Origin of the sequence: Knoellia sp. Soil729 (genome assembly GCF_001427985.1) — a bacterium.
Taxonomy (GTDB): Bacteria; Actinomycetota; Actinomycetes; order Actinomycetales; family Dermatophilaceae; genus Knoellia.
In genome coordinates this window covers 1,400,651-1,420,170 of the sequence record NZ_LMSA01000002.1, presented here as the reverse complement: position 1 = coordinate 1,420,170, position 19,520 = coordinate 1,400,651, and the positions used below count along the sequence as shown (strand labels likewise).

Here is a 19,520-nt window from a genome sequence, read left to right as displayed (position 1 = left end):
GACCTCACCCTCTCGGGTTGATGCCGGCCCGCGGCGCGTATGCCGGCCGCTCACGTCGCGTGTTGGCGCGCCGGGCCTCGGCGGCGTTGCTGCCCAGGAGGAGGCGGGCCTGCTCGAGGCGCTCCCACCTGAAGGTGCGCCGGTCGCTGGCGCTCCAGGTGCGGTTGAAGAGGCGCTTGGCCGCGGCGACGGAGTCCGGCGAGCTTTCGGCGATGGTGGCTGCGAGAGCCAGCGCACCGGCATACGGGTCGGGGTCCTCCTGCGTCGCGAGGCCGAGCCGGACCGCTTCGGAGCCGGTGACCGTTTCGCCCGTCATGGTGAGGCGCTTGGCGACGTCCATGCCCACCTGCTGCGAGAGCGCCTTGATCCCCGTCATGTCGGGGATGATCCCCCACTTGGCCTCGAGCACGCTCCACCTGGCGTCGGGTGCGGTGACCCGGAAGTCGGCCGCGAGCGCGATCTGGACGCCGCCGCCGAGGCAGTGCCCCTGGACCGCCGCGATGACCGGGACCGGCAGGCGACGCCACACCCAGCACGCCTCCTGGAAGACGTTGGTGCCGCGCCACGGACGCACGGCGAACGCGGCCGCCACCCGCCTCGGCTCGCGCAGGACCGTCGCGAAGTCCAGACCGGCGCAGAACGAGTCGCCCTCCCCGGAGAGCACCACCGACCGGAGCGTGCGGTCGCTGCGCAGTCGTTGCCCGGTCGCGATGAGCTGCTCGAGGGTGTCGAGGGTCAGCGCATTGAGCTTGTCGGGGCGGTTGAGGCTGACCCGGGCGACCCCGTCGTCGATGCTGGTCGTGACGAGTTCGCTCATCCCCGCACTCTAGGCCCGGGGTCTGGGGGCACCGGCTCAGACGACCACGGGGCGGGTGTCGGCGCGGTGCTTGAGCAGGCTCAGCCCCAGGACCCCGGCACCGAGGACGGACAGCCCGGCTCCGACCCAGCTGGGCGCGGTGTAGCCGTAGCCGTTGGCGATCACGACGCCCCCGAGCCAGGCGCCGAGCGCGTTCGCGGTGTTGAGCGCGGCGTGGTTGCTCGCGGCGGCGAGGGTCTGCGCCTGGCCGGCGACCTGCATGAGCCGCAGCTGGAGGTTGACGACGAGGATCCCGGCGAGCACCGATGAGAGGAAGTAGAAGAGGATCGCGGTCGGCCACCACTGCGCGGTGAGGGCGAACGCGACGAGGTTCATCCCCATGCCCACGCAGCCGATGGTGATCGACCGCAGGACCGACCACTCGGCCAGCCGGCCGGCGAGGGGGGTGCCGACGAGCCCACCGATCCCCGCCGCGAGCAGGAAGACCGGCACGGCACTGGCGTCGAGGCCGGTGACGTCGGTGACCGTCGGCGCGATGTAGCTGGCCATGGCGAACATGCCACCGAACCCGATGGCCCCGACGAGCAGGGTCAGCCCGACCTGGGTGGTGGCGAAGCCCTGGAGCTCGCGCTTGATGGTGCTCTCGAGGTTGCGCTCGATGTGAGGAACGAAGGCCAGGAGCAGGCCGATGGTCACGACGCCGAGCACGGCGACGAGCCAGTAGGCCGAACGCCACCCGTAGTTCTGCCCGAGCCACGTGGCACCCGGCACCCCGGCGACGTTGGCGATGGGGATGCCGAGCATGACCCGGCTGACCGCGCGCCCGGCCTGCCCCTTGCGCGCCAGGTCCACCGCCACGAGGGCAGCGACCCCGAAGAAGGCACCGTGCGGCATACCGGCGACGAAGCGCGCCACGAGCAGCCAACCGTAGTCGGGAGCCAGGGCCGTCCCCACGTTGCCGATGACGAAGGCGACGGTGAGCCCGACGAGGAGCGCCTTGCGCGGCCACGTGGCACCGATCATCGCCAGGAGCGGGGCGCCGACCACGACACCCGCGGCGTAGGCCGAGATGCTGTGCCCCGCCGAGGGGATCGAGACCGAGACACCGTCGGCGATCTCGGGGAGCAGTCCCATCGTGACGAACTCGGTCGTGCCGATGGCGAAGCCGCCGACGACGAGCGCGATGGTGGCGAGAAGGGCATGGCGGGGCGCGGGCACACAAGGACAAGCCACGCGGCAGCCCGGGCATTCCCTCCCTAGGATCAGGGGCATGCGCGCAGCCCAGGTGACCCGACTCGATGGACCCGAAGCCGTGGAGATCGTCGACCTCCCCTCCCCCGACGTCCCCGACGGGCAGGTGCTCATCGACGTCGCCGCAGCCGGCGTGTGCTTCCCGGACGTCCTGCAGACGCGTGGCCTCTACCAGGTCAAGCCGCCGCTCCCCTTCGTCCCGGGCTCCGAGGTCGCCGGCTTCGTGCGGGTCGCGCCGGCCGGCAGTGGCCTCGCGGTGGGTGACCGGGTGGCGGCGTTCCCCATGCTCGGGGGCTTCGCCGAGCAGGTCGTCTGCGACCCATCGATGGTCTTCCCGCTCCCCGACGGCGTGACGTTCGACCAGGGCGCAGCGCTGCCGATGAACTACCTCACCTGCCACTTCGCCCTGCGCACCCGCGGTCGCCTCGCCCAGGGCGAGAAGGTCCTCGTGCACGGCGCCGCCGGCGGCATCGGCACGGCTGCCGTTCAGCTCGCCAAGGCGTGGGGGGCCACCGTGTATGCCGTGGTGTCCGACGACGCGAAGGCGGACGTCGCGCGGTCCGCGGGTGCCGACGAGGTCGTCAGGGCCGACGGCTTCAAGGACGCGGTCGCCGAGCTCACGTCCGGCCACGGCGTCGACATCGTCGTGGACCCGGTGGGTGGCGAACGGTTCACCGACTCGCTGCGCTCGCTCGCGCCGCTGGGGCGGCTGCTCGTCATCGGCTTCACGGCCGGAGCCATCCCCGAGGTCAAGGTCAACCGGTTGCTGCTGGGCAACCTCGACGTCGTCGGCGTGGGCTGGGGCGCCATGTGGACCGGAAACCCCGGCTTCGTGCGCACCCAGTGGGACGACCTCGTGCCGCTGCTCGAGGCGGGTCTGCTCGATCCCGTCATCGGCTCGGTCCGCTCGCTCGACGAGGTGGGCGTCGCCCTGGCCGAGATCGAGGAGCGTCGCGCCACCGGCAAGATCCTCCTCACCCCGCTCACGCCCTGAGGCCCCGGGCTGACTGCCCGCTGGCCCAACGAGGTGCGCAGCGACGTACCGGCCCAGCACTGTGCACTGCTGCGCTGTGGTGCAGCAGTGCACAGTCACGCTGTGCACTGCTGCGCTGTGGTGCAGCAGTGCACAGCGCGAACCGAGAACCCTTGGAGCCTCTGACAGACTCGGCCCATGGACTTCCGCAACTCCTACGCGCACGGATTCGCCCGGGTGGCCGCCTGCACGCTGCCGGTGACGATGGCCGACCCGGCGAGGAACGCCGCCGCGACGATCGAGCAGGCGCGCGCGCTGCACGAGGACGGTGTGGCGGTCGCTCTCTTCCCCGAGCTGGGGCTGAGCGGCTACGCGATCGACGACCTCTTCCTCCAGGACGTCCTCCTCGAGGAGGTCGACCGGGCCATCGTCACGATCGCCGAGGCCAGCGCCAAGCTCACGCCGATCATCGTCGTCGGAGCACCCCTGCTCATCGGCAACCGGCTCCTCAACTGCGCCGTCGTCATCCAGGGCGGCGAGGTGATCGGCGTGGTCCCGAAGTCCTACCTCCCCAACTACCGCGAGTTCTACGAGAAGCGCTGGTTCGCTGCCGGCGACGACGCCGTCGACACCCTCGTCAACCGACCACACTGGCCGGGCGCCGACGAGGACGGTGACATCGCCTACGGCACCGACCTGCTCTTCGAGGCCACCGACGTCCCCGGCCTCACCGTGCACGTCGAGGTCTGCGAGGACCTGTGGGTGCCCGTGCCGCCGAGTCACCGTGCTGCTCTGGCCGGGGCCACGGTCCTGCTCAACCTCAGCGCGTCCCCCATCACGGTCGGGCGGGCCGACGACCGTCACCTGCTGGCGCGCTCCGCGAGCATGCGGTGCAACGCGGCCTACCTGTATGCCGCCGCGAGCGAGGGCGAGTCCTCGACCGACCTGTCCTGGGACGGCATGACGATGGTCTACGAGATGGGCGACCTGCTCGGCGAGAGCGAGCGGTTCCCCAGCGGACCACGCTCGACCATCGTCGACGTCGACCTGGACCGCCTGCGCCAGGAGCGCCTGCGGGTCGGCTCGTTCGACGACAACCGCCGTGTCGAGGGCATCGGCGAGCCGGGCGGGGAGTCGTTCCGCGTCATCGCCTTCGAGCTCGAACCGCCCACGGGCGACCTCGGCCTGCGGCGCAAGATCGACCGCTTCCCCTTCGTGCCCGACGACCCGGCGCGCCTGGCCCAGGACTGCTACGAGGCCTACAACATCCAGGTCTCCGGACTGGAGCAGCGGCTGCGCGCCATCGGCCAGCCGACAATCGTCATCGGCGTCTCCGGCGGGCTCGACTCGACGCACGCCCTCATCGTCGCGGCCAAGGCGATGGACCGGCTCGGCCGCCCGCGCACCGACATCATCGGCTTCACCATGCCGGGGTTCGCGACGAGCGAGGGCACCAAGAGCAACGCCATCCACCTCATGGAGTCGCTCGGCATCACCTGGGAGACCCTCGACATCCGGCCCGCCGCGACGCAGATGCTCAAGGACCTCGGCCACCCGGCGGGCAGTGGCGAGGAGGTCTACGACGTCACCTTCGAGAACGTCCAGGCCGGCCTGCGCACCGACTACCTCTTCCGCGCGGCCAACCAGCGCGGCGGCATCGTCCTCGGCACCGGCGACCTGTCCGAGCTCGCCCTGGGCTGGTGCACCTACGGCGTCGGCGACCAGATGAGCCACTACGGCGTCAACTCCGGCGTCCCCAAGACCCTCATGCAGCACCTCATCCGCTGGGTCGTGTCGTCGGGCCAGTTCGAGGGGGAGGTCAACGCCACCCTCACCGAGATCCTCGACCAGGAGATCAGCCCCGAGCTGGTGCCCACCAAGGAGGGCGAGAGGATCCAGTCGACGCAGGACTCCGTCGGGCCGTACGCGCTGCAGGACTTCACGCTCTACCACGTCCTGCGCTGGGGCTACCGCCCCTCCAAGATCGCCTTCCTCGCCCAGCACGCCTGGTCCGACGCGACGACGGGCGACTGGCCGGCGGGCTACCCCGAAGGCGAGCGGACGGCATACGACCTCGGGACGATCCGGCACTGGCTGGACGTCTTCGTCAAGCGCTACTTCGCCAACCAGTTCAAGCGCAGCGCGCTGCCCAACGGACCCAAGGTCGTCGCCGGCGGCACGATGTCTCCCCGTGGCGACTGGCGCATGCCGTCCGACGTGTCGTCGACGGCATGGTTGGCCGAGCTGGACCGCAACGTCCCCAAGGCCTGAAAACGAAGCCTTGTGTGCCTGAGAGCGACCTATGGCTCGCTCTCAGGCACACAAGGCGACGGTGGGGGTTACTTGACCTCTGAGCGCCGGACGAGGAACAGCCCGATCGCGAGCGGGACGACCAGCCACACGAGCCCGGTGACTCCCAGCTGGGACCACTGCCGGGCCGTCAGCTCACCCTGGAAAAGGAACCCCTGTGTGAAGTTGAAGTCCATCCACGGCTGCAGGTCGCGCCACCACGACTGGCTGGTGGCCAGCAGCATGCTCAGCGGCGGCAGGACGAAGTTGTAGACGAAGTAGGCGACGATGGCGCCGGCCGAGTTGCGGATGAGCACGCCCAGCATGAAGCCGATGAGCATGTTGAGCACCGTGGCGAGGGTGATCGTGAGCATCTGGCTCGCCGAGATGTCCCAGACGGGGTCGATGCCCGCGATGGAGGCCCCGAGAAGGTTGCCCAGCGCCCCGATGCCCAGGGAGACGACCATGGCAGCGACGCCGACAGCGACCGTCACGATGAGCTTGGCGGTGATGACCCGACCGCGGTGCGGCACGAGGGTGAAGGTCGTGAGTCCGCTGCGCTGGCTCCACTCGCTGGTCACCGAGAGCGTGGCGATGATCGGCAGGATGACCACCATCGGGAAGCCGATTGCGGACGCGAAGTTGTCGTAGGTCAGGTCGGCGTCCGACGCGAAGACCATGACAGCTGTCGTCGCGAGGACCGCGAGGGCGGCGATGCTGCACATCAGCCACATCCCGGAGCGGGTGTTGAACATCTTGCGCAGCTCGACCTTGAGCAGTCGTCTCGTGGGGATGCCGGCCGACACTGAGCGTCGTCGGGCGATGGCGGGAGTGGTGGTTCCTTCGGCCGGGGCCAGGGTCGTGGCGGTCATGCCGCTGCTCCTTCTCGCTGGGTGTCGGCGGTGAGCTCGAGGAACATCTCTTCGAGGCCTGCGCCGTCTGCGGACTTGAGTTCGGTGAGGGCGCACCCGGCATCGCGGGCGAGCTGGCCGACATGGGCCGGGTCGGCGGCGGTGCGCAGGGCTCCGTCGTCAGAGGTGGTGAACTCGACGCCGCCATGGGTGAGTGCCTCGGCGAGGGCGACGGGCTCCGCGGTGCGCACGACGGTGCCGGCAGCTGCGAGGAGCTCGTCCTTGGTGCCCTGGGCGACGATGCGGCCGTTGCCGATGACGACGATGTCGTCGGCGATGACCTCGATCTCGTGGAGCAGGTGCGAGGAGAGCAGGACGGTGCCACCTGCGTTGGCATAGCCGCGCAGGAGGTCACGCATCCAGCGGATGCCGGCGGGGTCGAGGCCGTTGGCCGGCTCGTCGAGGATGAGCACGTGCGGGTCGCCGATGAGGGCAGTGGCGATGCCGAGCCGTTGACGCATGCCGAGCGAGTAGTTGCGTACCCGGCGGCCGGCTTCGGTCGGGGTGAGGCTGACCCGCTCGAGCATCCTGTCGACGCTGGAGGAGGGCAGGCCCATCGTCATGGCGGCGATGGTGAGGATCTCGCGGCCCGTGCGCCCGGCGTGCTGGGCCGAGGCGTCGAGGAGGACGCCGACCTCACGGCCCGGGTTGGGCAGGTCGACGAAGCGCTTGCCCTCGATGGTGGCGGATCCGCTGGTGGGCGGGGTGAGCCCGACCATGACGCGCATCGTGGTGGATTTCCCGGCGCCGTTGGGCCCGAGGAACCCGGTGACCCGCCCTGGGCGGGCGGTGAAGGAGATGTTGTCGACGGCGACGTGGTCGCCGTACTTCCTGGTGAGTGACTCGACGGTGATCATGACCGCAAGCCTCGCGTCGGGGGCAGTGCCGGCACATCGGGGACGGAACCCGACTCGCCCCTTGGGTCACCCTGAGGCCACTCAGGGTTCGCACCCCGACCAAGGGGCCGACAGCCTCAGGTGCCGAGCTCGGCCAGCGCCTCGCCGTCCATCCGGAAGACGCTCCACTCGTCCTGGGGGACGGCACCCAGGCTCTTGTAGAAGCCGATCGAGGGTTCGTTCCAGTTGAGGACCCACCACTCGAGGCGCTGGTAGCCGCGCTCGGTACAGGTGCGGGCGAGGGTGGCGAGCAGCTTCCGCCCGAGGCCGCTGCCCCGCTGATGCGGCTGCACGAAGAGGTCCTCGAGCCAGATGCCGTTGACGCCGGTCCACGTCGAGAAGGTGAGGTACCAGATCGCCATGCCCACGACCTCGCCGTCGACCTCGGCCACGTGCGCGAACGTCGTCGGCGTGCCCGTCTCGGGGAACAGGGCGGTGCGGAACTGCTCCTCGGTGGCCTTCGCCGCGTCGGGCTCCCGCTCGTAGACCGCCAGGTCCCGCACGAGCTGGAGGATGGCCGGGACATCGTCAGGGGTCGCCTCGCGGATCGTCATGCACGAGAGGGTATGCCGCGGCGTAGGTTGGGAGCCATGGCGACAGTTCCCGACGCATTGGCCGACCTCCTGCGCGACCCGAACTTCGGTCACCTCGCGACCGTGCGGCCGGACGGCTCACCCCAGGTCAACCCCATGTGGTTCCTCTGGGACGAGGAGTCCAACACCGTGCGCTTCACCCACACCACCAAGCGGGCGAAGTTCCGCAACCTGCGGGCGAACCCGGCCATGGCGCTCGAGGTTCTCGACCCCGAGGATGCGATGCGGTTCGTCGAGCTCCGAGGCGGGCTCGTCGAGGTCATGCCCGACCCCGAAGGTGCTTTCTATCCGGTGCTGGGTGCGCGCTACGGCAACCCCGACACCCCGGTCCCACCCGACCGGGCCGACCGCGTGATCCTCGTGATGTCGATCGACAAGGTCACCCAGAAGTGAGCGTCATCGGCGACGCACGCATCCATCACGTGACGAGTCCGCAGGTGTGGGAGAGGGCGCTCGCCGAGGGGACGTTCACCGAGTCGACGCTGGACCGCTCGCTCGAGGAGGAGGGCTTCATCCACTGCTGCGACCCGGCCCAGCTCGACTTCGTCCTCGACACCTTCTATGCCGACATCGAGCACGACCTGGTGCTGCTGACGATCGACCCCGAGCTGCTCGAGTCGCCTCTGGTGCGTGAGGTCGGCAACCCCGAGACCGGCGAGACGTTCCCCCACCTGCACGGGCCGCTCAACCCGTCGGCCGTCATCGAGACGGAGCTCCTGCACCCGCCACACGCCCGCCCCTAGCCCTCCTGGCCGTCCTGGCCCTGGGCGGCCTGCTCGGTCTGCTGGACCTCCTGAGCGTTCTGGGCATCTGGCGTGGCCCGCGCCCGCAGTGCCGGGCGGGTGTTGAGCTCGAGCAGCATCTGGACGAGCCGCTCGGCTGCCGGGTTGGGTCGGCCCGTCTCGCGCACGAGCGCCGAGATGTCGCGCACCGGCGTCGGGTCGGTGATGCGCAGGCGCATGACCTCGGGCGGCAGGGTGCGGGCGGCGAGGCGTGGCATGACCGAGATGCCCACCCCCGCGGCGACGAACTGGATGGCCGAGTAGTGCTCCTGGGCCTGCACCGTGAAGCGCGGCGTGAACCCCGCTGCCGCGCACGCGGACAGGACCATCCGGTGGACCTGGCTGCCGTGGATGTCGTTGGACACCCACGTCTCTCCCCGCAGGTCTGCCAGTCGCACGGTGCGCGCGGGGGCCAACCGGTGGTCGCGCGGGACGACGGCCACGAACGGGTCGGTCGCGAGGGGCACCTGCCGGTAGCCCGGGCGCGGGCGCCGGCCACCACCGTCCGAGGGGTCGAAGACGATGTCGATGTCGGGCGTGACGCTGCGACCCGCGGTCTCGGTGAGGATGAGCTCGACGGTGAGGTCGGGCAGCTCGGAGGTCAGCCGCTTGACCAGGTCCGGCATCCACGCCGAGCCGGCGGACGCGAAGTAACCGACCGTGAGCCGTCCACTGCGGCCCTCGCGCAGGTCGGAGACGACGGAGTCGAGCCGTCCCCACTGGCTCATCGCCTCCTCGCTCTGTGCGGCGAGCTCCAGACCGGCCGGTGTCGCGGCGATGCCCCGGCCCTGGCGCTGGAAGAGGACGAGCCCGGTCTCCCGGGCGAGGGCGCTGAGGTGCTGGCTCACCGCACTCGAGGTCAGCCCCAGGTTGTCCGCCGCGGCCTGCACGGAACCACTGCTGACGACGGCACGGAAGACGCGGAGGCGGTGGGGGTCGAGCATGTCACGACCCTACAGCAACGCTTAACAACCGCTAAGCAAAGTCACGTTGTGCTAAGGAGTTGAAGGTTGGATCATTGTCTCCATGATCCCCCGCAACCACACCCTCAGCACCGCGGTCCGCATCGCCGACCGCATCCGCAACTTCCGTCGCCCCGGTTCGTCCGGCTGGACGACCACGGTCGACATGGACAACACCCGCTTCAACCACGAGCTCATGGTGGCCTCGCAGTGGCAGCAGCACCACCGCTCGATCTGAGCCTCCTGCACGCTGCTGCCCAGCGCTGAACCGCTCGTCGGTTCAGCGCTGTTTCAGTTCTGCCGGCTGGCCAGGACGGTGCGGTCGAGGTCGTGCAGCGCGTCGTGCCTGCCCTCCCGCACGAGCACAACCAGCCGGTCCGGGTCGATCCCGTGACGGCGGGCACCCGCCAGGCTCTGCGGCGACAGCAGGTCGGGCAGGCTGAACGTGGGAGCGTCACCTCGTCGCGCGGGCCCATGGACGATGCGCACCTCGCCCTCCGGTTGGAGCTCCTCGTCGCGGCCCAGACCTGCCTCGACGAGGCGCGAGTACGCCGCGTGGCCGGCAGCGTTGGGGTGGAACGACCCCTCGAGCGGCCACGAGGCACCGTTGAGCCACTCCTCGGTGTCGCAGATCGCGTGACCGTCGAAGGCGGCCCTCGGGTCCACGAACGCCAGGCCTGCCGCGCGGGTCGCCTCCCCGATGACGGCCGCCAGCTCGTCCACCCCGTCCTTGATGCGGCGCATCTCGTGCGGGCTGAAGAACGTCAGCGCGTTGCAGTCCTCGCCCTTGAACAACACGGGGTATGCCGTGACCGCGACTCTCGCCTGCGGCGCTCTGGTGCGAATGGCCGCCAGGAGGGCGGCCAGCCGCTGGGGGAGCTCCGTGCGAAGGATCACGAGCGCGGCGTCGAGCACCGGGTCGGAGTCGGCCATCCACGAGGGCTTGGCCGCTTCGACGAGCACCGGGGTGAAGCCGATGTCGTTTCCGCCGACGGTCAGGGAGACGTGGGTCGTGCCCGGGCCCAGCGCTCCCAGCTGGTCGCGCTCGACGTTGGCGATCGTGGCGCCGAGGCAGGCCTGGTAGGCGAGGTCGAGCCCCAGGGCGCGGGCGACGAGGACGGGGTAGCCCTCCACTGCGCGCCAGCACGGGCTGCGCTGCGCCCCTCCTCCGACCCCCGCGGCGTAGGAGTCGCCCAGGGCGACATAGGACGCAGGCGGGAGAGCTGCTGGAGTCGCTGGTGTTGCTGCCACCCCGTCATCCAAGCAGTCGAGAGGAGACAGAGTCCCGCCTCGAGTACGCCGAGGCGGGACTTTGTCTCCTCTCGACGACTGGGGTCAGCCGCTCGTGAGGGTCTCGGTCGGGGTCAGGCCTGGGTGGGCCCGTTGGCCTCGGCAGAGGCGGGCGAGGAGACCTGGGCACGGACCTCGTCCATGTCCAGACCCTTGATCTGCTCGATGATGCCCTCGAGCGCAGGCGCCGGGAGGGCGCCGGGCTGGGAGAACACGAGGATCGAGTCACGGAAGGCCATGAGCGTCGGGATCGACGTGATCTGTGCCGCGGCAGCCAGCTGCTGCTCGGCCTCGGTGTCGATCTTGCCGAAGACGACGTCGGGGTGCTTCTCCGAGGACTCCTCGAAGACCGGCCCGAAGCGCTTGCACGGACCGCACCACTCGGCCCAGAAGTCGACGAGCACGATGCCGTTGCTCGTGACGGTCTTCTCGAACGTGTCGGCGGTCAGCTCGACGGTGGCCATGCAGAACTCCTAGGAAGTCGGGGTTGTCGGGGTCGTGCGACCCACCATGACAACACCGCAGGGGGCCCGAATCATCCGGACGGGGGCGGACGGCATACCTCGACGGTGTCGGGACCGGGCCGGGACAGGCCAAGGGCGCGCGTCGGTACAGGGGTTCACGACGCGCGCCCGGCTGTTTTCCACAGTAGCGGTAAACCCGAATGGTTGAACAGTGTTCGACAATGTGAGCCCTGCCGCCTTCGGGTGCGGGGTCATATGCTGCGGAGGGTGACCACGACGAGCCCCGCTGCCCCCGCCACCTCGACCACCGACGCCGACCGGGCGCACGTGTTCCACTCCTGGTCCGCGCAGGCCACGATCTCGCCCATCGAGGTCACCCGCGCGCAGGGGTCGCACTTCTGGACGGGGGAGACGAAGTACCTCGACTTCTCGAGCCAGCTCGTCAACGTCAACATCGGCTACCAGCACCCCAAGCTGGTCGCGGCGATCCAGGAGCAGGCGGGCAGGCTGCTCACTGTCTCGCCGGCGTTCGCCAACGACGCGCGCTCCGAGGCCGCCCGCCTCATCGCCGAGGTCGCGCCCGGCGACCTGGACTCCGTGTTTTTCACCAATGGTGGCGCCGAGGCGACCGAGAACGCGATGCGCATGGCGCGGCTGCACACCGGCCGCCAGAAGGTGCTCACGACCTACCGCAGCTACCACGGCGCCACGGCTGGCGCGATCGCCGCGACCGGGGAGCCGCGCCGCTGGGGGTCAGAGCCCTCCGTGCCGGGGATCGTGCACTTCTGGGGGCCCTACCTCTACCGCTCCCCGTTCCACGCGACGACCGAGGCGGAGGAGTGCGAGCGCGCGCTGCAGCACCTGCGCGACACGATCATGGTCGAGGGCGCGTCGACGATCGCGGCGATCATGCTCGAGACGGTCGTGGGCACCAACGGGGTCCTCGTGCCGCCGGACCGCTACCTCGCGGGGATCCGCGAGATCTGCGACGAGCACGGGATCGTCTTCATCGCCGACGAGGTCATGGCCGGGTTCGGTCGCTGCGGCGAGTGGTTCGCGGTCGACCGCTGGGGCGTCACCCCGGACCTCATCTGCTTCGCCAAGGGCGTGAACTCGGGCTACGTCCCCCTCGGCGGCGTCGTCATCTCGGCAGCGATCGCGGCCACCTTTGCCGACCGCGCGTACCCCGGCGGCCTGACCTACTCGGGCCACCCCCTGGCCTGCGCCTCGGCGGTGGCCTCGATCGGGATCTTCAAGGAGGAGGGCATCCTCGAGCACGTGCGCGGGGTCGAGGAGACGGTGCTGCGACCCGGGCTCGAGGAGATCGCGACCCGCCACCCGTCCGTGGGCGATGTGCGTGGGGTCGGGTTCATGTATGCCGTGGAGCTGGTCCGCTCGCGCGAGTCGCGCGAGCCGTTGGTCCCGTTCAACGCCTCCGGCGAGGCTGCGGCGCCGATGGCGGCCTTCGCCGCGGAGTGCAAGAAGAACGGTCTCTGGCCGTTCGTGCACTTCAACCGGACCCATGTCGTGCCGCCGTGCACGACGACGGCTGCAGAGATGCGCGAGGGGCTCGAGATGCTCGACGCCGCCCTCGCCGTCGCCGACACCTACGTCACCGACTGACTCCTGGCTCATGACTCGGGCTTGGCCCGCGTACGTTTCTCACCCAATTCCCGGGTTACGCACACCGGCGTGTCCGTGCATTTGGGGGGAATTGGGTGAGAAACGCACGAGTCAGGACTCGCGGGTCAGGACCACGGCGCTGTAGGGGCCGAGGGTGAGGACGGCGCTCTGCTCGCACGCATCCATCGCCGGGCCGTCGGCCTCGACGTCGTTGGCCTCCGTGCCACCGAACTCCGGTGCATACAGCGGTGAGTCGGAGTTGAACCGGACCTTCCACAGGCCGGGGGCGGGGAACCCGACGGCGAGCTCTTCGTGAACGTCGGTGGAGAAGTTGAAGACGACAAGGGTGTCGTCGTGCACGCCGCCCTCGGCCCACCGGTGGAACGCGAGGACCTTGGAGTCGTTGTCCACGCGCAGCGGGGTGATGCCGGCGCCGCGCAGCCCCCTGCTCACGCCGTCGGCATTGCGCCGCAGCCGGATGAGGTCACGGTGCAGGGCGACGATGCCCGAGTTCGACTCGGACTTGTCCCAGTCGAGCTGGACGGAGTCGTCGAACCAGCGGTCCTCGAGGAACTCCTGCCCCTGGAACAGCATGGGCAGCCCGGGCGCGCACATCACGGTGGCGAAGCCGAGCGCGGCGCGCTTCTTGGCTGCCCACGAGTCGGCGTCACCGGGGGCCACGGCCTCCGGGAGCCGCGTCTTGCCGTTGGCGACCTCGTCGTGGGACTCGGTGTAGATCACGCGGCTGCCGGACGGGCCGCGGTCCTCACCGAGGATGGCGCTGGCCACGGCCTCGACGTCGCGGTTCTCGTCGCTGAGCTCGGTGAGGGCCCGGCGCACGGGGTGGACGAACCCCGCGTCCCACTGGGCGTGGAACCCCAGGCCGCCCTGCTCGGTCATGGTGGTCACCAGCGGGTCGTTCTGCAGGTCCTCGGCGATGAGGAGCTTCCACGGCTGGGCCGACCGGATCTCGGAGGTCAGCCACGAGAGGTAGTCGGCGCCGTCGGGGATCTCGGCCCCGCCGTCCCAGGTGCCGCCCGTGACCGACCTGATGAAGTTGGTCGCGTCGAAGCGCAGCCCGTCGCAACGGAACTCCTCGAGCCACAGCATGGCGCTGTCGCGCAGGTAGCCGCGCACCTCGGGGCGCCCGTAGTCGGGACGCGTCGCTCCCCAGGGCGTGTCGCCCCGCCAGTCGTTGTAGAAGTAGATGCCCCCGCCGTCGTTCTCGTACCAGCCGTCGAAGCGCCAGAGGTCGAGGTCGGAAGGGCCGATGTGGTTGTGGACGACGTCGACGATGACCGCCATCCCGTGCTCGTGCGCCGCCTTGATGAACGACTTGAAGGCGTCGGGACCGCCGTAGGTCGACTCCACCGCGAAGAGGTGGCTGGGGTTGTAGCCCCACGAAATGTCCCCGGCGTACTCGAACGGTGGCATGACCTGGATGACCGAGACCCCGAGCTCGCTGAGGTGCCCCAGGCCCGCGATCGCCGACTCGAAGCTCCCGTGCGGCCCCTTGTCCCGACCGAAGGTGCCCACGTGCATCTCGTAGATGACGACGTCGTCCCACGACGGCATACGGGACCCGTTCTCACCCCAGTCGAACGAGTTCGGGTCGTAGACGACACAGTTGCCCACGGAGCTCGTCATCTGGCGGGCGTAGGGGTCGGCGCGCCACACCACCTCGGAGCCGGTGTCGACCTGGAACTGGTACTCCTGTCCCGCGGTCACCCCGGGAACGTGCACCGACCACGTGTCAGCGCCGCCGTCGTCGTCGCGCTCGAGCTGCGGGTTCTCGCCGCTGTCCCACCCGTTGAAGTCGCCGATGACCCAGACGTGCTGCGCGTGCGGTGCCCAGACACGGAAGGTCACACCGCCGTCGGTCGGCGTGGCGCCCATGCCGCCGTGGGGTGAGGGAGCGGTGAAGTTCATGGCGTCAACCTAGTGGGGCGAGCGTTGCGAGCCGGATCGCGGCTCATCTGCGCCACGATGGCGGCGTGGACGTCACCATCCTCGCGGTCGCGCTGCCGCCCCCCGTTCTCGAGGGGAAGGCGGTGCTCGTGGGTATGCCGCGTGGTCGCGACGTCGTGTCCCCTCGCCCCGTGGTCGGCGAGGCGATGAGGTTCGACGCGGCGCTCGACGTCGTCGTGACGTCGGCCGGCGTGGACTACCGGGGGCCGTGGGTGCAGGGTCCGCGTGGGGACCGGTTCCTCCATCTCTGCTGGGGCCACGACGAGGGCGAGGGCTTCGTGCTGCAGCGGCGCGCCAAGCTCATGCTCGACGTCCTGGACCCTGCCGAGATGGCCTCGGCTGCGAGCGACGCGACGCTCGAGGGCCGGCTGTCACTCGTCGACGCCCGGGGTGAGCCACTGTGCGCAGCAGTCCGGCCGCCGCAGATCCGGTGGACGCTCGTGAGAGGGTCGTGACCGTGTCCGAGGCAGAACGTCGCGCTGTGGAGCTGCGGGCCGTCATGGACGCGAACGCCCGGCAGTCCCAGCAGCCGCCCAAGGGGCTCGAACTTCTCGCGGTGGGCCAGGGTGAGGTCATGAGCTCGCTCGCCCGGCTCGAACGCACGACGCGTCACTCGGCATGGAGCATCCTGCCCCGGCTCACCTTCGACCCGGAGGATCTCGGCTACGAGCTGAACCCGCGTTCACGCAAGCGCGGCGTCGAGCTGCGCACGATCACCCAGCCGCGGACCTTGCGGTTCAACCCCCTGCTGACGTCCTTCATCCCCTGGGCCCGGATCGGCCCGGTCGTGATGCGGCTCATCGTCATCGACGAGCGCTCAGCCGTTGTGGAGGGTCCCGTCACGGGCGAGGGTGACACCACCGCATGGTTGGCCACGGGAGGCGAGATCCTCGCGCGTGCGTTGGACGTCTGGTCTGCCAGCTGGGCCGAGTCCCGCCCAGCGCTGGCCCCGGGCGAGTCGCCGCCGCTGAACGAGCGCCAGCTCGATGTCGCACGTGGTGTCTGCCTGGGCCGCACCGACGCCACGATCGCGCGGCAGCTCGGCATCTCGCAGCGGACGGTGGCTCGTGACGTGGCCGCGATCCTGGAGGTCACGCAGGCGGGCTCTCGCGCCGAGGCGGTCCTCAACATGCTGGGACGCGGGCGGCAGAGTCGCACCTGAACCAGCTCAGTGCCACCACTGCCCGCCACGCGACGCAGCAACCGTTCCCGGACCCCCCTCCTGGCCCGTGACGACAGCAGGATGGACCGGGGGTGCCCGCTGGGTCGAGCCCGTGGCGAGAACTCGCCTCGCCCTTGACCCAGGAGCAGGATGTTTGGTAAAGCCGCAGGTCAGGGGTGGGTCATGTCCTCGGGGACGACCCACTCGTCGAACTGCTCACCGGTCACGTGGCCCGACGCCAGGGCCGACTCCCGCAGGCTGATGCCCTGCTTGTGGGCATTCTTGGCGATGGCCGCCGCCTTGTCGTAGCCGATGTGGCGGTTGAGGGCCGTCACGAGCATGAGGTTGCTCGCGAGGTTGGCCTCGATCCGCTCGGTGTTGGGCTCGATCCCACCCGCGCAGTGGGCCGTGAAGGACCGGCACGCGTCAGCCAGGAGGCGGGTGGACTCCAGCACGGCATGGGCCATGACCGGCTTGTAGACGTTGAGCTGGAAGTTGCCCTGGGACCCCGCAAACGCCACGGTTGCGTCGTTGCCGAACACGCGCGTGGCGACCATCGTCAACGCCTCCGCCTGGGTGGGGTTGACCTTGCCGGGCATGATCGAGGACCCCGGCTCGTTCTCGGGGATCCGCAGCTCGCCGAGCCCGTTGCGGGGGCCCGACGCGTACCAACGCACGTCGTTGGCGAGCTTCATGAGCACCCCGCCGAGGGTGCGCAGGCCGGCGCTCACCCCGACGAGGGCGTCATGGGCCGAGAGTGCCGCGAACAGGTCGGGAGCCTGGCGGAACGGCTGCCCGGTCTCGGCCGCGATCTTGCTGGCGGCGAGCCGGCCGAAGTCCGGATGGGCGTTGAGCCCGGTCCCGACCGCAGTCCCACCGATGGCGAGAGCCCGAGCCGACTCCACGGCATACGACAGGGCCTTCATCGCGTCGTCGAGCTGGGCGACCCAGCCGCCGAAGACCTGGCCCAGGGTCACCGGGGTCGCGTCCTGAAGGTGCGTGCGGCCGACCATGACGATGTCGCTGTATGCCGTGCCCTTGGCCGCGAGGACCTCGCGCAGCTCCGCGACCGCCGGCTCCAACCGCTCGACGACCTCGAGGACGACGGCGATGTGCATGGCGGTCGGGAAGGTGTCGTTGCTGGACTGGCCGCGGTTGACGTGGTCGTTGGGGTGGACCGGATTCTTGGAGCCGCGCTCCCCGCCGGCGAGCTCGATGGCGCGGTTCGACACGACCTCGTTGGCGTTCATGTTGGACTGCGTCCCGGAGCCGGTCTGGAAGACGACGAGTGGGAACTGCGCGTCGAGCGACCCCGAGATCACGTCGTCGGCTGCGCGCACGATGAGGTCTGCCACGTCGGCCGGGAGCTCACCGAGCTCGCCATTGGCCTGTGCCGCAGCCTTTTTGAGGATCCCGAGGGCACGGATCATCGGGCGTCCCCACACGAACGTGTCACGCCCGATGTCGAAGTTCTCGATGCTCCGTTGCGTCTGGGCGCCCCAGTAGGCGTCGGAGGGGACCTCGATGGAGCCCATCGTGTCCGATTCGGTCCGGTGTGTCGTTGCGTCCGCCATGTCTCCACCGTAGGCGCGACAATGGCCCGATGATGCAGCGAGGTAGGGAGATGGTCGGATGACGAGGCACCCGGTGCAGACCTGGCTCACCGACATGGACGGCGTCCTCGTGCACGAGGAGCACGCGATCCCCGGGGCAGCCGACTTCATCAATGCGTTGAAAGAGGCCCAGCTGCCCTTCCTCGTCCTCACGAACAACTCGATCTACACCGCCCGGGACCTGCGGGCACGGCTGCTCTCCAGCGGGATCGACGTCCCCGAGGAGGCGATCTGGACCTCAGCCATGGCGACCGCCCAGTTCCTCGCCGACCAGCGGCCGCAGGGCACGGCATACGTCGTCGGCGAAGCCGGCCTCACCACGGCACTGCACGACGTCGGCTACATCCTCACGAGCCGCACGCCCGACTACGTCGTCCTGGGCGAGACCCGCACCTACTCGTTCGAGCAGATCACCCAGGCGATCCGGCTCATCGAGAAGGGTGCCCGCTTCATCGCGACGAACCCCGACGTGAGCGGTCCCTCGCACGAGGGGACGCTGCCGGCCACGGGGTCGGTCGCCGCCCTCATCTCGACCGCCACGGGTCGCCAGCCCTACTACGTCGGCAAACCCAACCCCCTCATGATGCGCAGTGCGCTCAACAGGCTCGACGCCCACTCCGAGACCACCGTCATGGTCGGCGACCGCATGGACACCGACATGGTCTCGGGCCTCGAAGCGGGGCTGAGGACGGTGCTCGTCCTCACGGGTTCGACCCGTCCGCAGGACGTCGAGCTGTTTCCCTATCGGCCCACTGCTGTGATGGACTCGATCGCCGACCTTGTCCCGATCGTCCAGTCCGGAGGCCCCATCTCATGACGTTGCAGGCGCCAGATCCGTTGTCCGACAATGGGATTCCGCCTCACCAGTCTGGTTTGCCCGATCTGACCGGTATGCCGTCCGGCTGGGTCGCGCGTGTCCCGCGCCGCGAGGACGTGGCCGCGCTGGTGACCCTGGTGCAGGCCCACCAGGAGATGGCCAAGGGCTCGGGCTCGGTCGACTCCGACAGCGTCGAGAGCACCGTGGCCGGCACGGGCTCCTGGACGCGCCACCAGGCGCTGGTCACGGACGGTGAGGGGACGGTCGTGGGCTGGGTCAGGATCCACGACCGCGCGGCCGGCCGCACCATGGTCGAGGTGACCGTGGCCGCCGACGGCCTCGATGACGGCGACGCCGACCGTCTCGCCGGAGCGTTCTTCGCCTGGGCCTCCGAGGCCGGACGGGTCATCGCGGCGGGGCGTGACCTCCCGGGTACCCAGCTCGACTCGGGCGCCTATGCCGACGACTCACGCCAGCGTCGTTGGCTCGACGCCGCCGGCTACCGCCAGACCCGCACCTGGCTGCAGATGTCGCGTCCGGTCACGCCCCGCGAGGCCGAGGAGGGCGTGCTCCCGGGACCACGCGAGGGCGTGGGGATCCGGCGGGTGGCCAAGCACGACAACGGGCTTCCCGTGGCCGCCGACCTGCAGACCGTGCACCGGATGCTCGAGGAGTCGTTCGCCGACCACTTCAACAGCTATCGCGAGTCCTTTCCCGAGTTCCTGTCGCGCCTGCGCGAGGATCCGGGTCACCGCTGGGACCACTGGTGGATCGCCGAGGTCGACGTCGATGGCGAGACGGTCCCCGGCGGTGCGCTCGTGGCGACGATCCTGCAGCCCGACGCCTCAGGTGCCTCGGGGAGCTACGTCGACTACATCGGTGTCCATCGGTTGGCTCGGGGTCGGGGAGTCGCCAAGGCGTTGTTGCACACCGTGATTCGCGATGCTGCCGAGCGTGGCCACAACCGGGTCGGGCTGGAGGTCGACGACGACTCCCCGACCGGTGCCGACGGCCTCTACCTCTCCATGGGCTGGGCGACGAGCTACCGCACCGAGTCCTGGCACCGCGACCTCACCCTCGACTGACTGCCCGTTCGGACAGTGCCCTGC

The 19,520-nt window shown here is 70.0% G+C and carries 20 protein-coding genes; 10 read left to right on the top strand and 10 right to left on the bottom strand.

Annotation, left to right across the window (positions count from 1 at the left end; genetic code table 11):
• Positions 1–4 precede the first annotated feature (4 nt).
• Positions 5–817, bottom strand: coding sequence for a crotonase/enoyl-CoA hydratase family protein (locus ASG74_RS11690; protein WP_056143129.1), 813 nt, complete (start codon positions 815–817; stop codon positions 5–7).
• A 36-nt stretch (positions 818–853) separates the two neighbouring features.
• Entirely contained in the window at positions 854–2,035 is a 1,182-nt protein-coding gene (locus tag ASG74_RS11685) for an MFS transporter (protein ID WP_056143126.1), read from the bottom strand.
• A gap of 52 nt (positions 2,036–2,087) precedes the next feature.
• Here ASG74_RS11685 and ASG74_RS11680 point away from each other — a divergent pair, with 52 nt between their 5' ends.
• Both ASG74_RS11680 and ASG74_RS11675 read left to right on the top strand, forming a co-directional pair.
• Positions 2,088–3,062, top strand: coding sequence for an NADPH:quinone oxidoreductase family protein (locus ASG74_RS11680; protein WP_056143123.1), 975 nt, complete (start codon positions 2,088–2,090; stop codon positions 3,060–3,062).
• Between the two features lie 177 nt (positions 3,063–3,239).
• On the top strand, positions 3,240–5,312 hold the full coding sequence (locus tag ASG74_RS11675; RefSeq protein WP_056143120.1) for an NAD(+) synthase: 2,073 nt from the start codon (positions 3,240–3,242) through the stop codon (positions 5,310–5,312).
• A 68-nt stretch (positions 5,313–5,380) separates the two neighbouring features.
• Here the strand turns inward: ASG74_RS11675 and ASG74_RS11670 are convergent, their stop codons facing one another.
• The 3 genes from ASG74_RS11670 to ASG74_RS11660 all read right to left on the bottom strand — a co-directional run bounded on the left by ASG74_RS11670 (position 5,381) and on the right by ASG74_RS11660 (position 7,691).
• Positions 5,381–6,202, bottom strand: a complete 822-nt coding sequence (locus ASG74_RS11670; protein ID WP_056143116.1) for an ABC transporter permease — start codon at positions 6,200–6,202, stop codon at positions 5,381–5,383.
• On the bottom strand, positions 6,199–7,098 hold the full coding sequence (locus tag ASG74_RS11665) for an ABC transporter ATP-binding protein (RefSeq protein WP_056143113.1): 900 nt from the start codon (positions 7,096–7,098) through the stop codon (positions 6,199–6,201). Before ASG74_RS11665 ends, ASG74_RS11670 begins: the two co-directional genes overlap by 4 nt.
• Before the next feature lie 116 nt (positions 7,099–7,214).
• Positions 7,215–7,691 carry a GNAT family N-acetyltransferase gene (locus ASG74_RS11660; RefSeq protein WP_056143110.1) on the bottom strand — a complete coding sequence of 159 codons (477 nt, stop codon included), beginning with the start codon at positions 7,689–7,691 and terminating at the stop codon, positions 7,215–7,217.
• 36 nt (positions 7,692–7,727) lie between these two features.
• Between ASG74_RS11660 and ASG74_RS11655 the strand changes: the two genes are divergently transcribed.
• Both ASG74_RS11655 and ASG74_RS11650 read left to right on the top strand, forming a co-directional pair.
• Positions 7,728–8,123, top strand: coding sequence for a PPOX class F420-dependent oxidoreductase (locus ASG74_RS11655; protein ID WP_056143108.1), 396 nt, complete (start codon positions 7,728–7,730; stop codon positions 8,121–8,123).
• Complete coding sequence (locus ASG74_RS11650) at positions 8,120–8,473, top strand: DUF952 domain-containing protein (RefSeq protein ID WP_056143105.1); 354 nt, start codon at positions 8,120–8,122, stop codon at positions 8,471–8,473. Before ASG74_RS11655 ends, ASG74_RS11650 begins: the two co-directional genes overlap by 4 nt.
• Here ASG74_RS11650 and ASG74_RS11645 read toward each other — a convergent pair.
• Positions 8,470–9,456, bottom strand: a complete 987-nt coding sequence (locus ASG74_RS11645; protein WP_082569675.1) for a LysR family transcriptional regulator — start codon at positions 9,454–9,456, stop codon at positions 8,470–8,472. The two genes, ASG74_RS11650 and ASG74_RS11645, sit on opposite strands and share 4 nt — an antisense overlap.
• Positions 9,457–9,538: 82 nt before the next feature.
• On the opposite strand from ASG74_RS11645, the gene ASG74_RS17230 reads away from it, so the two are divergent.
• On the top strand, positions 9,539–9,712 hold the full coding sequence (locus tag ASG74_RS17230) for a hypothetical protein (protein ID WP_156465366.1): 174 nt from the start codon (positions 9,539–9,541) through the stop codon (positions 9,710–9,712).
• A gap of 53 nt (positions 9,713–9,765) precedes the next feature.
• On the opposite strand, the gene ASG74_RS11640 is transcribed toward ASG74_RS17230, so the two are convergent.
• Both ASG74_RS11640 and trxA read right to left on the bottom strand, forming a co-directional pair.
• Positions 9,766–10,725 carry an SGNH/GDSL hydrolase family protein gene (locus ASG74_RS11640; protein ID WP_200942574.1) on the bottom strand — a complete coding sequence of 320 codons (960 nt, stop codon included), beginning with the start codon at positions 10,723–10,725 and terminating at the stop codon, positions 9,766–9,768.
• A 113-nt stretch (positions 10,726–10,838) separates the two neighbouring features.
• Positions 10,839–11,228, bottom strand: a complete 390-nt coding sequence (gene trxA, locus ASG74_RS11635) for a thioredoxin (protein ID WP_056143099.1) — start codon at positions 11,226–11,228, stop codon at positions 10,839–10,841.
• A 255-nt stretch (positions 11,229–11,483) separates the two neighbouring features.
• On the opposite strand from trxA, the gene ASG74_RS11630 reads away from it, so the two are divergent.
• A complete protein-coding gene (locus ASG74_RS11630; RefSeq protein WP_156465365.1) occupies positions 11,484–12,851 on the top strand; it encodes an aspartate aminotransferase family protein in 1,368 nt (455 codons plus the stop codon).
• A gap of 111 nt (positions 12,852–12,962) precedes the next feature.
• Here the strand turns inward: ASG74_RS11630 and ASG74_RS11625 are convergent, their stop codons facing one another.
• The gene (locus ASG74_RS11625; RefSeq protein WP_056143096.1) at positions 12,963–14,780 is read right to left on the bottom strand and encodes an alpha-amylase family glycosyl hydrolase; all 1,818 of its coding nucleotides are present in this window, start codon (positions 14,778–14,780) and stop codon (positions 12,963–12,965) included.
• A gap of 65 nt (positions 14,781–14,845) precedes the next feature.
• Between ASG74_RS11625 and ASG74_RS11620 the strand changes: the two genes are divergently transcribed.
• Complete coding sequence (locus tag ASG74_RS11620; RefSeq protein ID WP_200942573.1) at positions 14,846–15,274, top strand: DUF5990 family protein; 429 nt, start codon at positions 14,846–14,848, stop codon at positions 15,272–15,274.
• 2 nt (positions 15,275–15,276) lie between these two features.
• Positions 15,277–15,981, top strand: coding sequence for a helix-turn-helix transcriptional regulator (locus ASG74_RS11615; protein ID WP_082569711.1), 705 nt, complete (start codon positions 15,277–15,279; stop codon positions 15,979–15,981).
• A gap of 170 nt (positions 15,982–16,151) precedes the next feature.
• Here ASG74_RS11615 and fumC read toward each other — a convergent pair whose 3' ends face one another.
• Positions 16,152–17,555 (bottom strand): class II fumarate hydratase, encoded by a 1,404-nt coding sequence (gene fumC, locus ASG74_RS11610; protein ID WP_056143090.1) that lies wholly within the window; start codon positions 17,553–17,555, stop codon positions 16,152–16,154.
• A 58-nt stretch (positions 17,556–17,613) separates the two neighbouring features.
• Here fumC and ASG74_RS11605 point away from each other — a divergent pair, with 58 nt between their 5' ends.
• Together ASG74_RS11605 and ASG74_RS11600 are read left to right on the top strand one after the other, a co-directional pair.
• On the top strand, positions 17,614–18,411 hold the full coding sequence (locus ASG74_RS11605) for an HAD-IIA family hydrolase (protein ID WP_056143087.1): 798 nt from the start codon (positions 17,614–17,616) through the stop codon (positions 18,409–18,411).
• Positions 18,412–18,467: 56 nt separating this feature from the next.
• A complete protein-coding gene (locus ASG74_RS11600) occupies positions 18,468–19,496 on the top strand; it encodes a GNAT family N-acetyltransferase (RefSeq protein ID WP_327034955.1) in 1,029 nt (342 codons plus the stop codon).
• The last annotated feature ends 24 nt before the right edge of the window (positions 19,497–19,520 follow it).